Source organism: Microcoleus sp. A2-C3, from assembly GCF_036706065.1.
In the GTDB taxonomy this organism is placed as follows: Bacteria; Cyanobacteriota; Cyanobacteriia; order Cyanobacteriales; family Microcoleaceae; genus Microcoleus.
In genome coordinates this window covers 38,262-51,561 of sequence record NZ_JAUBVX010000047.1, presented here as the reverse complement: position 1 = coordinate 51,561, position 13,300 = coordinate 38,262, and the positions used below count along the sequence as shown (strand labels likewise).

Here is a 13,300-nt window from a genome sequence, read left to right as displayed (position 1 = left end):
AGGTACTGGTACTCAGCGCCAGGAGCTTCATTTTTCTATTCTCAGTACCGCTTAGACCTTAACCGAGAAGTATTGGAACCTGATGGATTCTTTGGTAATGATACTGAGAAGGCAGTGCGGCAGTTTCAGCAGCAGAAAGGGCTAATGGCGGATGGTGTTGTAGGTGCCCAAACACGAAAAGAATTGGGACTATAACATCGATTGTGTAACCAAATTCAAACAGATTGGAGAAAACCATGACTGACTCAAGCGATCTTCTATTTAATCAACCTGTAATTGTCGAAGCCTGTGAAGAATTTGTCGAACGGGATATGTTGGGAGTTAGAGGGAGTTTCGCCGGATTGGTCCAAGATGCACCCATGTTTTCGACGGCGGTGGTCAATGGCTTATCCCAGCAGTTGATATATCAACTGCAACTGATGATGCCAGATGCCTTTGTCAGTTTTGATGACTTCAATGTAGACTTGCAGGATGCAGCCTTTCCCTATGTACAACCCTCAGCAAAACAGGCACTCCAGAAAGCCATTCAAGATCGAGGTCAAACGATGCAGGTGAACTCTGCCTACCGCACGATCGCTCAGCAAATGCTGCTATACAACGATCGCTTCAACAACTCTAATCCTGTAGCTCCACCGGGAGCCAGCAACCACCAAACTGGGTTAGCGATCGATATTGATGATCCAACAGGCTGGGAAGTTTATTTAATGCGGTATGGCTGGAATCCATTGCCGGGCGATCCACCTCACTTCGACTACCAAGGCGACGGGACGATCGATCTTCGCAGTCAATCAATACTTGCTTTTCAGCAGCTTTGGAATCAGAATCATCCCGATCAAAGCATTACCGAAGATGGCGGCTTTGGCCCTCAAACCGAGGATGCACTTAATCGAGCTCCTGCTCCAGGGTTTCCTAAAGCGCCGTGGGATGACAAACCCAGAACTTTGCGCTTGGCGATGCCCAGAATGGAAGGCTCGGATGTACTCAAGCTTCAGGAAGGCTTGAAAAAGGTTGGGATTTTAGTTGGGACTGATGGTGAATTTGGGCCGGGGACAGATAAAGCCGTCAAGGAATTTCAGCAGAAGAAGGGTTTGAAGCCAGACGGCATTGTCGCTGTCAAAACCCGCGAACAAATGGCTTGAACTGTTGGCGATCGAGTTAACAAAATCTTGAGCTGAAGAATAAGTTGCTGAATGAGCAGAGTTTTCTGAAGAGCTATAACTTACGGCTCTAGAACTCTGCTGATACCTCAACTCTCTGAGTTAAATACAAATGCTGGAGTGATGAGGTAAAAATGGCTGACAAACCCGATCAAACACTGAATTTTTACGCCTTATTAATAGGTATTGACTACTACCTACCCAATCGGTTGTACAAGAATCTTAAAGGAGCCGTGCGTGACATTAACCTTGTAGCAAGCTACCTGTCCGAGACACTGAAGATTCCATCCGAACGGATTTTCAGGCTGACTTCTCCGAATCCTGAAGTCGCTGAAACGATCGCAACCAAAGACCCGGAACCAACTTATGAAAATATTGTGGCAAAGTTTCAGGCCATTACAGAAATAGCTCAGCCGGGAGAGCAGGTTTACATTCACTATTCTGGACATGGAGGACGGACGACAACCATCTATCCAGAATTGAAGGGGGATGACCAACTCGATGAGGGAATTGTGCCAATAGATGTTGGCAACGAATCTGGGCGCTACCTGCGGGATGTGGAATTGGCTACACTGCTGAAGCGGATGACGGACAAAGGGTTGATTGTCACGCTTGTCTTGGATAGCTGCCACTCTGGAGAAGCAACTAGAGGCGGCGATGTTGCAATTCGAGGTGCTGGAGAAACCGATACAGCATCGCGAGACTCCGAAAGCTTGGTTGCCCAGCGACAAGAGCTGATCGAAAACTGGCAGGCTCTGACTGATGAAATTCCTGCAAGTATTACCCCCGGGCAGTGGCTTCCTCAACCTAGAGATTACGTTTTGCTAGCTGCCTGTCGTCCTAGCGAGTATGCCTACGAGTATCGGGTGAATGGTAAGGAGCGACATGGGGCGCTGACGTACTGGATGATCGATACGTTAACCAGTAGCCCTTCAGGATTGACGTACAAAACATTGCACGATCGCGTCAGTGCGAAAATTCAAAGTAAGATGCCATCACAGATGCCGATGCTGTTGGGAGAAAGCAATCGCTTTGTCTTCGGAGTCGATCGCGGATCTTTACAATATGCCGTAAATGTGCTTGAAATAATTGAGGAAGAAGTCACTGAGGCAGACTCAGAACCGCAGCAAGTCCCCAAGCAAGTCCGACTAGATGCGGGGATGGCAAACGGTCTAAGTTCGGGCGCTCATTTTGCGATATATCCGTTTGGTATTACAGATTTTACCCAGAAAAATCAGCAATTGGCGATCGTTGAAATCTCAAGAGTTGGTGCTTCAGATGCCTGGGCTGATGTGATTGCAGTGCTGCGTGAGGACAAGATTGAGCAAGGATCTCAGGCAGTGATGCTGTCAGCCCCGATCGAGCTGGTGCGCGGAGTGCGCCTCTTCAAAAAAGAGGTTGGCGATCAAGAAAATGAATTGTCTCCAGCCATCAAGGAGCGGGAAGAAGTCGCACTAAATGCAGTTAAGTCAGCACTCGCAGAAAATGGCTGGTTGAAATTAGTAGATGCCCAACAGAAGGAAAATTATCAAGTTGCAGTTAACCAACATGGTGAGTATGAAATTTGCGTTGGCACGCCCATTAAAAACCTGCTACCCGCACTGAAAATTGAGGATACTGAGGCTCCGCAAAAAGTAGTGCAGCGTCTGATACACCTCGCAAAATATCAGGCGATTCAGGAGTTGAGCAATCAATTTTCTGAGTTGACTAATCAGCTAGAAGTGGAGTTTATGAGTCAGCCAAACTGGCAACCGGGAATGCCTAAAAAACCACAGTCATTTCCCGATTCAACTAATTTAGTGGTGAAATCGGGTGAAGCTACATTTTTACGAATCAAAAATGTTTCGCCTCAAGTTTTAAATATTAGAGTGTTAAATCTCCAAGCAACTTGGGAAGTTTCTAGCATTAATATCCGAAATCAAGCAACTTCATTTTACCCACTCAATCCCAATGACGAAATTTTAGAGCCGATGAACTTTCAGCTACCTGATACGGAGAGATATAACCAAGCTAGGGAAACGCTGAAAGTTTTTGCGACGATTGGGAAAAACGATTTTCGTTGGCTGGAATTACCGTCACTTGATGAAGAAATTGCGCCAAAGTCAGAAGTCTTCGCTCGTGACAATAGTCCGCTGGGAATGCTCTTGGCTGCGATCGGTGCTGATGTTAGCGAACCTCCGTTGCGATCGAGACGAGCAGTACCGATATTCGATCCGAGTCAAGAGTGGACAACAAAGGAGATTCAAATATCGATCGTGCGATAGATGTTTCAGAGAAGGGGACTTTCGATCCAGCGAAAGTAACGAGTAATACCAATTTCATAAAGTAGCGCTAGATATTACCCCCCCAACCCCCCCGCGAGTTCGGGGGGGCTAAGACTTCATCCATAGCACATCTTTAGAAAAATGGTATAAAATCTCAATCAGAGAACGAGGATTCGTATGTCAGACTTTGAACATAGCTATGCCCTAGTTATTGGGATTAACGACTACATCAACGGCATCTCTTCACTCAAAACTGCCGCCAGCGATGCTACAGAAATCGCCCATCTCCTCGATCGCGAATATCACTACACGGTTACTCTACTGCTCGATCGCGCGGCTACTCTCAGCCAACTTCGCCACGTACTAGAAACAGAATTACCGCAAAAAATCCAGAAGGGCGATCGTTTTCTCTTGTACTTCGCCGGACATGGCATTGCCCTAAACGGCGAGGATGGGCCTGAAGGCTATCTGATTCCTCAAAATGCGAAATTGGGCAACGTGAGCACTTACTTGCGGATGTCAGACGTAAATAAAGCCTTAAATGAGCTTTCCTGTCGCCACTTCCTAGGTATTTTCGACTGTTGTTTTGCGGGTGCTTTTCGCTGGTCGAGTACGCGCAAAGCGATTCTGATGGAATTGGGTACGATTCACAAAGAACGGTACGATCGCTTTATTCAAGACCCTGCATGGCAAATCCTCACCTCAGCGGCTTACGATCAAACGGCACTGGATGCTTTTAACCTGAAAGACGATCGCGGACAAACAGGAGTAGGAGTGCATTCACCGTTTGCCTGTGCGTTGATCGAAGCACTTGAGGGTAAAGCCGATGCCTTTCCTCCAGCAGAACCGGGTAAGCCAGCCGGAGATGGGGTGATTACGGCATCTGAACTTTATTTATATTTGCGCGATCGGGTGGAAATTGCCACAACAGCGCGGGCCATCCGTCAAACTCCTGGCATTTATCCGCTCAAAAAACACGACAAAGGCGAGTATATTTTCCTCACGCCAGGACACGCCCTAAATCTACCTCCCGCACCACCATTAGATCAATCCCAAAATCCCTATCGCGGTTTGCAACCGTTTGAAGAGGAACACAGCAAGCTATTTTTCGGGAGAACCGAACTCATAGAAAAATTACAAAATTTTGTCAAAACTCATCCTCTAACCGTGGTACTAGGTGGTTCGGGTTCGGGGAAATCTAGTTTAGTCAAAGCCGGATTAATTCCCAAATTGAAACAGGAAAAGAGCGACAAATGGTGTATGTTATCACCGATCCGTCCCGGTGAAACACCGTTTTCCGCCCTAAATAATGCCCTGGTTGATGCCGGATTACCAAATATCGAGTTAAGAAACCCCAAAAAAACTCTGACTCAAAGTATTGCTATTTGGGCTAAAAATTATCCCACTTGTAAGTTATTCATCTTTATCGATCAAAGCGAAGAAATCATTACACTCTGTCCCGATGAGCATGAGCGCCAGGAATTTTTCCAACAGATACTGAAAGCAATTAATGCCAATGGGGATAAATTACGGGTAGTATTAAGCCTGCGATCGGACTTTGAACCACAAGTTAGAGATGCTGGCTTAAAGTTAGTCTGCCAAGAACTTAAATTGAGCAATACCTTATTAACAAAAGGTTGGCAAAGCGGACGATTTATTATTCCGGCAATGACGCGAGGGGAGCTGCGCGAAGCAATTGAAAAACCTGCTGAAGCACGGGTTATGTATTTTCAACCCCATAATTTAGTCGAACAATTAATTGATGAAGTGGCAGATATGCCCGGAGCATTGCCACTACTTTCTTTCGCCTTGAGCGAACTATATCTTAAGTTTTTAAAGCGACAACAGGCAGCACGAGACAAAGGTGCAATAATCGATCGGACTTTGACTCAAGAAGATTATCAAGAACTAGGAGGAGTCATTCTCTCGTTAACTCGCAGGGCTGACGAGGAATATCAGGCGTTATTTCAAGAAAATCTAGCCTATGAACAAGTTATCCGTCATCTGATGCTGCGAATGGTTGCCTTCGGTGGCGGTGAGTTGGCGCGCAGACAAGTCCCGCTATCAGAATTGGAATATCCGCCACAAAAAAATAGTTTGGTCAAAGACGTAATTGAGCGTTTTCGCACAGCCAGGTTGTTAGTGAAAGGGCAAGATGCTGATGGGAATCCCTACGTGGAACCAGCCCATGATGCGTTAGTGCGGGGATGGGAAAAGTTGCTAGCCTGGACACAAGCGGAAAAAGAAAATTTAGTTTTACAACGGCGGTTGACACCTGCCGCTTTCGAGTGGAACAGCCAGCAACTGACAAGGCTTGATTGGAATGCCAATCCGCGCGATCGCTGGAAAAAGTTGTGGAAAAGAAAGCAACAGGCAAAATTTCTGTGGGATACTAACCCCCGCCTCGATTCCTTAAAGCAGGTACTTAATTCAACAGATAACTGGTTCAACCAGGTAGAGGCTGAGTTTGTACAGCGCAGCCTCCAGCGCCAGCATAGCAACCGCCTCCGAACAATTGGTTTGGTGGCGATCGCGTTTGCCGTTGTCTTGGGATTTGCTGGGTTGCAGTGGTATCAAAATCAAGTGGCTCAGATTAAAACCCTAACTGCATCTTCAGAAACACTGTTTGCCTCTGACCAAAAGTTAGATGCAGTGATAGAAGGCTTAAAAGCTGGGAAAAAAGTCAAAAGGGCAATTGGGGTAGATGACGATACCAGGTTCCGCGCTATAACCGCACTACAACACGCAGTTTACGAGGTGAGAGAGCGTAACCGCTTGGAAGGGCATCAGCAAAAGGTTGGGTTCATAGCTTGGAGTCCCGATGGCAAGATACTAGCTTCGGGAAGTGCTGACAAGACTATTAAAATCTGGAACGAAGACGGCAAGGAACTCAAGACATTCAAACATAATAGCCGTGACGTTTATAGCGTCGCTTGGAGTCCTGATAGCAAGATGCTAGCTTTCGGAAGTAGGGACGGCACTATCAAACTCTGGAACAAAGATGGTCAGGAACTCAAGATGCTCAAAGGGCATAAGGGTGAAGTTTTGAGCGTCGCTTGGAGTCCCAATGGCAAGATACTAGCTTCGGGAAGTAGGGACGGCACTATCAAACTCTCGAACAAAGATGGTCAGGAACTCAAAACGCTCAAACATAGCTCTGTTGTTCGTAGCGTCGCTTGGAGTCCCGATGGCAAGATACTAGCTTCGGGAAGTGCTGACAAGACCATCAAACTCTGGAACAAAGACGGTCAGGAAGTCAAGACGCTCAAACATAGCGCTGTTGTTCGTAGCGTCGCTTGGAGTCCCGATGGCAAGATGCTAGTTTCGGGAAGTGCTGACAAGACCATCAAACTCTGGAACAAAGACGGTCAGGAACTCAAGACGTTCAAACACAGCGCTGAAGTTTGGAGCATTAGCTTCAGCCCCGATCGTACACTGCTAGCTTTGGTTTCCGGGAGCTATGCAAAGACTATCAAACTCTGGAGTGCGGTGGATGGTAAGGAACTTTGGAGTCATAAGGCGCATAGTGATTATGTCAGGAGTGTAGTTTGGAGTCCCGACGGCAAGATGCTCGCTTCAGCGAGTATTGACAAAACCGTCAAACTCTGGAGTCTTAAGGGTGAAGAACTCAGGACGATTAAAAATAGTAGCTGGGTTGAAAGCGCAGCTTGGAGTCCCGACGGCAAGATGTTGGCTTGGGGAAGTAATGACGGTAGCATTAAACTTTGGGCGCTTGAGGGTAAGGAACTCAAGACACTCACAGGGCATGACGATGTGGTTAGGAGCGTTAACTTCAGCGCTGATGGCAGGATGCTGGCTTCGGGGAGTGATGACAATACTGTCAAACTCTGGAATATTGAAGGCAAGGAATTGCCTAGGATTCAAGGGAGTCATCGCGATAAAGTCTATAGCGTCGCTTGGAGTCCCGACGGTAAGATGCTGGCTTGGGGAAGTGCTGACAAGACCATCAAAGTCTGGAACTTGGTGAACGGCGGCAAAGAACTCTGGAAACACAAAGAGCGTAGCAATGTCAGGAGTGTCAGCTTTAGCCCCGATGGCCAACTGCTAGCTTCGACGAGTGGCTCTACCATCAAACTTTGGAACAAAGACGGTAAGGAAATCGCAACACTCAAAGGGCATAAGCAGGAAGTTTGGAGCGTCAGCTTCAGTCATGACGGTCAGATGTTGGCTTCCGGAAGTAGGGACAGCACTATTAAAATCTGGAACAAAGACGGCAAGGAACTCAAGACGCTTAGGGGGCATCGGGGTGAGGTAAGGAGCGTCGCTTGGAGTCCCGATGGCAAGATGCTAGCTTCGGGAAGTACGGACAAGACTATCAAACTCTGGAGTCTAGAGAATCGCAAGGAACTCTGGACATCTAATGGAGGTGATGGCTGGGTGTACAGCGTTAGTTTCAGCCCCGATGGCAAGATGCTAGCTTCGGGGAGTGATTACGGCGCCATCAAACTCTGGAGCCTTCAGGGTAAGGAATTGATGATACTCAAACGTAGCGAAGCTGTCAGGAGTGTAGCTTGGAGTCCCGACGGTAAGTGGCTGGCTTCGGGAAGTAGTGACAAAACCGTGCGGCTGTGGAACTTGGAGCTATTGGATCTCGATCGGGTATTGGAGCGCGGGTGTGAATGGGTGCGCGGCTATTTGGAGAATAACCCTAATGTTGAGAAGATCGATCGCCACCTATGCGACACCTATGCGACGAAAAGCGATCTTGATTGATGAGTAGATAGCTAAGCGACTGCTGGGATTTTAAAACAGCCCGTGCGATCGCCCTCCCCTAGAATTTCTGTGGCTCAGCTTGCGGGTTTGGGCAGGTTTTGCTGCCAAGTTTCACAAATTCCCGTAGCGGTATAATTGGCAATCTTTTTGATAATCAACGTGGCCAGTAGGGTAGCAATAGCAGGAGCAAGTCCCAGTCCAGAGATGAGAGCAGGAGCTAACATACTCGCAGCTTTGGTGTAATTCTGGCCGCTCGCTTCATCCAGGATTTTCTGAGTCTGTGCATCGTTTCCTCCGAGGGGTTTGCACATCAGCTCGTAAGCTAAGGGGTTTACGCGATCGACAAGCTGCCGACCAGCATCTAAAAATCTTGGATCGATCGATGCTCTAGCCGCAACGTTCACATCAATAGATTCCAAGGAAGCTGGGTCTATCCCTCTTGCTCCACGTCGTCCAGCAACATCATCCCCTATGGCTTGTACGCGAGAGCCAATCTGTGCTTCTAGCTGATCCTCATCAAGTTCCCACAAACTTTCTACAATAACTTCCACTTCTGCCATGATTACTTGTCTCCAGGTTTTAGTTAACAAGAGTGTTACTGATTATTATTGGCGTAGGAAACAATCTCCGGCAACCAATTAATGCAGTGTAACCAGGATCTAGTTAGATCTCAAAAATCTCAATTATTCTTATCATTTTTTGATTGAGCCATTATCTCTCTGGAGATGAGCCATGTTCGCGACTAATATCATTCCGGCCCGGCCGGAATGATATTACCCAAAAAAAGAAGTCGGGGGTAGCGCACGAGATCGTTTTACCTTTAATTAGAACGACCTACTTAATTACTAACCTCAGCCATTTCAATCACGCGGCCGTCATAATCCTTGACCAAAAAATTCAGTGGCTTTTCTCGGCGAATTTTATAACTAATGCCACGAGTTTGCACCCTCATCAATAGCTGATCCAAACAATCGCGATCGAAACAAACGTGACGTTCGCGATTTTTTTCCCCTACACCAGCCCCGCTAATAATGTGGAGTTGGGTATTTTTCATCAACTGATACCACAAACCCTCGGGACTCCCCATCGTTTGAGAGCTCGTTCCCCTGCCGACATTCGGCGACAAATACAGGGGATCGATACCAGTTGTCCCCAAGGTTTGCTCGTAATTGTAGTAGTAATGCAGTGGCACTTCTGCAACGGGGAGGTTTAGCATACCTTCATAGAACTCCCTGGCTTGTCCGAGATCCGATACCATCACCGTGTGTACTTTGGGAGCACTGGTGAGAAACATCCACATCGCCCCCGCATAGGCGGCCAGCAGCATCACCATAATCCCTTGAGTCGAAAACAAGCCGTCCAGGGGCAAGTCGGGCAAAAAAGAGCTCAAGTACAAAGGCCGAAGTCCAAAAGCCATAAAACTAACTGCTAGAGTCATGAATTATAAGGAAGGGTAAACAACGAAATTTATCAAGATTGCGGTCGCGATCGCCCGCGAGACTTAAACTATTAGCTTAGCCATCTATGTTAGCAAAAACTAGCGGTTAGGCCCTACTCGATGAAAGTCTTTGTCTACGGCACTCTCAAACCGAGGGAGTGCAACTACCGGCGCTACTGCGAGGGAAAGGTTGTGGATGCTTTGCCTGCGATCGCCCGTGGCCAACTTTTTGCACTGCCGATCGGCTATCCTGCGATGGTGGCCGGAGAGGGCATCGTCTGCGGTTTTCTCCTCTGTTTTGCAAATTCCGCTATTTTGGACGATTTAGACCGACTGGAAGACTACGATCCGCTGCGAGAACCGACGGAAAACGAATATCAGCGGGAAGAAGTGGAAATTTGCGATCGACAACTCAAACCCTTCGGCACGGCTTGGACATACTTTATGTTACCCGATCGCGTTCGTGCTCTTGGAGGCATCTGGCTGCCCGATGGGACGTGGGAAAATTGGTTTTTCACAAAATAATATTAGACGGCGGTTTCAACCGCCCTGTCTTCTGATCCCAAGCGTATTGCGTCAAACCTGTTACCCTAACCCCGAACTGTTTGAATAAACTGCGAGCCCGCAGCATCCAATTGAATCATTTTCTTATGAATTTGACCCATATGCACGCTAACAACTTGCTCTTCTGCTGCATCATTGGAGTTCCAACCCCAGATTTTTTCGATTAGCTGTTGGCGACTCCAAGATTGACCAGAATGATTTGCAAAAAAATACAAAATATTAAATTACAACGCTGTTAACTTGATAATTTTGTCGTTCAATGTTACTTCCCGACTCGCTGGATCGATCGCAAATCGAGCGAATACAATCCGTGATGGAGTCACACACCTTATGCGTCTCAACACAACTTCGATCCGAATGCCAATTGCGCCAGACCAAATGGTTTGCAGATATAATCATCAGCACCTGCGGACAGAAATTTAAGTCTATCAGCTTCATCTGTACGGCGGCTGAGCATAATCACAAAAACATTAGTACGGCGCTGCATTTCCCGACAAAGGTGATAGCCAGTAGTATCAGGCAAATTCCAATCGAGAATTACTACCATCGGCTTGAATTCCTCAAATACGGCTAAAGCTGTGTCGCCATCTGCTGCCGAATCTACTTGATATCTCTGGTTTAAAAAGCGATGAACTAGATTGCGGATCGGTGGTGGGTCATCCACAACTAGATTTTTAGCAGCAGTATTAGTAGTCATGGCAAAACTATTTTTTCCTAGTGTCAATTCAGACCTTACATATAGACCAAAGAAACCGGATTTTTCAAACAATCGGCAATTATAGCGAAGGATTCTCTTGAAAAAATCGGTTTGTTACCACCCGTGGTAAAGCCATGTTTTAGTGAAGCGTAAATTCCAGCTCGTCCCAAGCAAATGGACTTGTTTCTGCCAAGTCTTCTTGCAACTTAGATTTCAAATCAAAGGGTTTACCATAATCCCAAATTTTTATTTCTAGGTGTGATGGAAAAATTGTTATTTCCAGATCAATTGGAGTTGCCAATGGCAGATCTTTATGAGCATGGCGAACAGCATTTGTGAACCCTTCGATGCTGACGAGCTTAAATTCGCAAAAAACTGTTTCGGGAATAGGTAGATTCTCAAAAACTGCATCGACCCACTCTAAGACTTGAGCCACAGCCTTGATATCAGAATTTACTTTTAAGCTGATTTTTTTAAGTGGCTGATCTGATTGGCTATCTCGTTGCTTTTGCAGAAAATTCAAGCTTTTTAAAACATCTATTTGCTGCTTAAAAAAATAAGTTTCAGTGCTGGGTTTGGGCTGATATTTTTTCACAATTAACAGACAGTTTCGGCTGTCAAAAGTGCGGGTATAGCTTAGCTCATCGGCAATTTTGCCAATGACTTTTATACCTATTCCGCCTGATGGGATTTCATCAAAGTTATTTTTCATTGTGCTATCCTTTGTCATTTTAATGTGTACTTTTTTACCTAAAAAGGGAGTGGCATTATTTCACACTCCGTGCGATCGCCAGATCTCGCTAGAGATATAAAACCCATCTGGGATCTATAGCAGGGCTATTTCATTCTCAGGAAAATCATGATTTTGTAAGATCGTGCCCCGTGCCGACCCTCTCCTATCCAGGGCAACCACTCTTGCCACAAGGCTCCTACAAAAAATGAGATGGCCCTCGGAGCTATAGCCTGTGCTGTGCGGGACACTTGCCCTCTGTGAAAAAGCTTTTTACACTCCAGAGAGATGATCCCGTTGTTGTCCTTATCATTTTGTCTTGGTTGCTCACGTTTTGACAAACTTAGTTTGCGATCGCTAAACTGATCGAAAACTGACATTGACAAATAAACAAGTAAATTATATAATGACCAGCCTCAAGGTCTCTGAGGAGGGACTAGCAAGAATTAAGGAATGAAAATTTAATAACTTAAACACCTCTGATCCAAATTCCTCTCCCAGAAGTGCCGAGGGGAAAAGAGGCTCTTCCTCCAGATCTGCGTTACCAGGCTCTTCCTGGTAAGGAGGAAATACTGATTTTATTACCAAAAAATTGGGTTTAAAGCCCCGTCGTTCTACGACGGCTTTCCCAAAACTTGTGTTCTAATAACTTCAACAATCAAATTCTTTGATTGTAGTCGCCCTGAAGGGCATGGGGAGACTTTAAACGGACGGGGAGCGACAGTAAGACGACAATGGTCGCAAGTTGCGATGAACCAAATCCCCGTCCGTTCTACGGCGGGGAGTATGTCAAATTAGAGTTCTTGCAAAAGTCTTTTTAATCAAATTTTCGGACGGGCTATAAGAACCCATCCCACCAGAGAAAAAACTTTTTGTGGGATGGGCTCTTATAGAACCCATTTGACATCTTTTGTAAAATCCTTACAGGGGAACCATTCTAGCCTAAATCTAGAATTCTGCTGAAACCTAGTTCTGGTAATCAGTCTGGAATAGATCTCAAATGGGTTCTATAACAGCCGGGTATTCTGATTTTCGGTTACTGCTCAAAACAGAAATAAATGCTACTGCGCCTTTGGCAATGACTTGTGAGGGCTTGCTACACCAACTTTCGGAATATCCATCACCGGTGCATTCACCCCAAGCATCAAATCATTGGGATTAACAATCTCCATCACAGGCTCATTCAAAGCCACAATCAAACCATCAGATTCAGCAGGAACAGGCGATGCAGCAAACTGAGGAGCAAACAATTGGCGGCCGCCAGCGACACCAGACACCGCCGCAATCAACAAAGCTGCGATCGCACCTCCACCCAAAACCCAAGTCCGTTTCGTCTTGCGTTCCACCCGCTGCAAAACCTTCGCCGCCAACTCCTGTGCAGATTGTTCCGCAGCAGACACCGGCATTGACTGAAAGCCCTGCTGCATCATCATCAGTCGCGAGTACAAACGCTTCGTAGTGGGGTCATTTGTCAGCCATTCCTCAACTTGCCGACGTTCCGCCGCCGTAACTTCGCCGTCGATGTAGGCACTCAGCAATTCAAAGCGATCGCGCATCATAGTAGTCACATTCCCCTGGGGATAATTGTTGTTAGCTTGACTTTGGGCAAGTGAATCCCCGATACCTTGCTGATTCTGATTTTTATCCGATTCAAATTTATCATTCATATTTCACACCACTTGCTCAAATTGGGGGAAGCACGCGCTCGTTATTAGG

Annotated in this window: 11 protein-coding genes; 5 read left to right on the top strand and 6 right to left on the bottom strand. The window is 46.5% G+C overall.

All coding sequences use genetic code 11. The features are described 5' to 3' along the window. The 4 genes from QUB66_RS22640 to QUB66_RS22625 all read left to right on the top strand — a co-directional run. Positions 1–195, top strand: a 195-nt coding sequence (locus QUB66_RS22640; protein ID WP_332969790.1) for a peptidoglycan-binding domain-containing protein, incomplete at its 5' end; no start/stop codon positions are given. Positions 196–236: 41 nt separating this feature from the next. Continuing rightward, positions 237–1,139, top strand: coding sequence for a peptidoglycan-binding protein (locus QUB66_RS22635; RefSeq protein ID WP_332969791.1), 903 nt, complete (start codon positions 237–239; stop codon positions 1,137–1,139). 152 nt (positions 1,140–1,291) lie between these two features. Continuing rightward, a complete protein-coding gene (locus tag QUB66_RS22630) occupies positions 1,292–3,421 on the top strand; it encodes a caspase family protein (protein WP_332969792.1) in 2,130 nt (709 codons plus the stop codon). A 177-nt stretch (positions 3,422–3,598) separates the two neighbouring features. Further along, a complete protein-coding gene (locus tag QUB66_RS22625; protein WP_332969794.1) occupies positions 3,599–8,155 on the top strand; it encodes an nSTAND1 domain-containing NTPase in 4,557 nt (1,518 codons plus the stop codon). A 74-nt stretch (positions 8,156–8,229) separates the two neighbouring features. On the opposite strand, the gene QUB66_RS22620 is transcribed toward QUB66_RS22625, so the two are convergent. Beyond that, on the bottom strand, positions 8,230–8,715 hold the full coding sequence (locus QUB66_RS22620; protein ID WP_332969795.1) for a hypothetical protein: 486 nt from the start codon (positions 8,713–8,715) through the stop codon (positions 8,230–8,232). Between the two features lie 278 nt (positions 8,716–8,993). Further along, on the bottom strand, positions 8,994–9,593 hold the full coding sequence (locus QUB66_RS22615; RefSeq protein WP_332969797.1) for a glyoxalase-like domain protein: 600 nt from the start codon (positions 9,591–9,593) through the stop codon (positions 8,994–8,996). 120 nt (positions 9,594–9,713) lie between these two features. Here QUB66_RS22615 and QUB66_RS22610 point away from each other — a divergent pair, with 120 nt between their 5' ends. Beyond that, a complete protein-coding gene (locus tag QUB66_RS22610; RefSeq protein ID WP_332969798.1) occupies positions 9,714–10,118 on the top strand; it encodes a gamma-glutamylcyclotransferase family protein in 405 nt (134 codons plus the stop codon). A gap of 65 nt (positions 10,119–10,183) precedes the next feature. Here QUB66_RS22610 and QUB66_RS22605 read toward each other — a convergent pair whose 3' ends face one another. From QUB66_RS22605 to QUB66_RS22590, 4 genes are all read right to left on the bottom strand, one after another. Then, positions 10,184–10,372, bottom strand: coding sequence for a winged helix-turn-helix domain-containing protein (locus QUB66_RS22605; RefSeq protein WP_332969799.1), 189 nt, complete (start codon positions 10,370–10,372; stop codon positions 10,184–10,186). Between the two features lie 122 nt (positions 10,373–10,494). Continuing rightward, positions 10,495–10,854, bottom strand: a complete 360-nt coding sequence (locus tag QUB66_RS22600) for a response regulator (RefSeq protein WP_321161673.1) — start codon at positions 10,852–10,854, stop codon at positions 10,495–10,497. A gap of 139 nt (positions 10,855–10,993) precedes the next feature. After that, positions 10,994–11,566, bottom strand: coding sequence for an ATP-binding protein (locus tag QUB66_RS22595; protein WP_265239865.1), 573 nt, complete (start codon positions 11,564–11,566; stop codon positions 10,994–10,996). A 1,079-nt stretch (positions 11,567–12,645) separates the two neighbouring features. After that, positions 12,646–13,251, bottom strand: a complete 606-nt coding sequence (locus QUB66_RS22590) for an anti-sigma factor family protein (protein ID WP_265239866.1) — start codon at positions 13,249–13,251, stop codon at positions 12,646–12,648. Positions 13,252–13,300 lie beyond the last annotated feature (49 nt).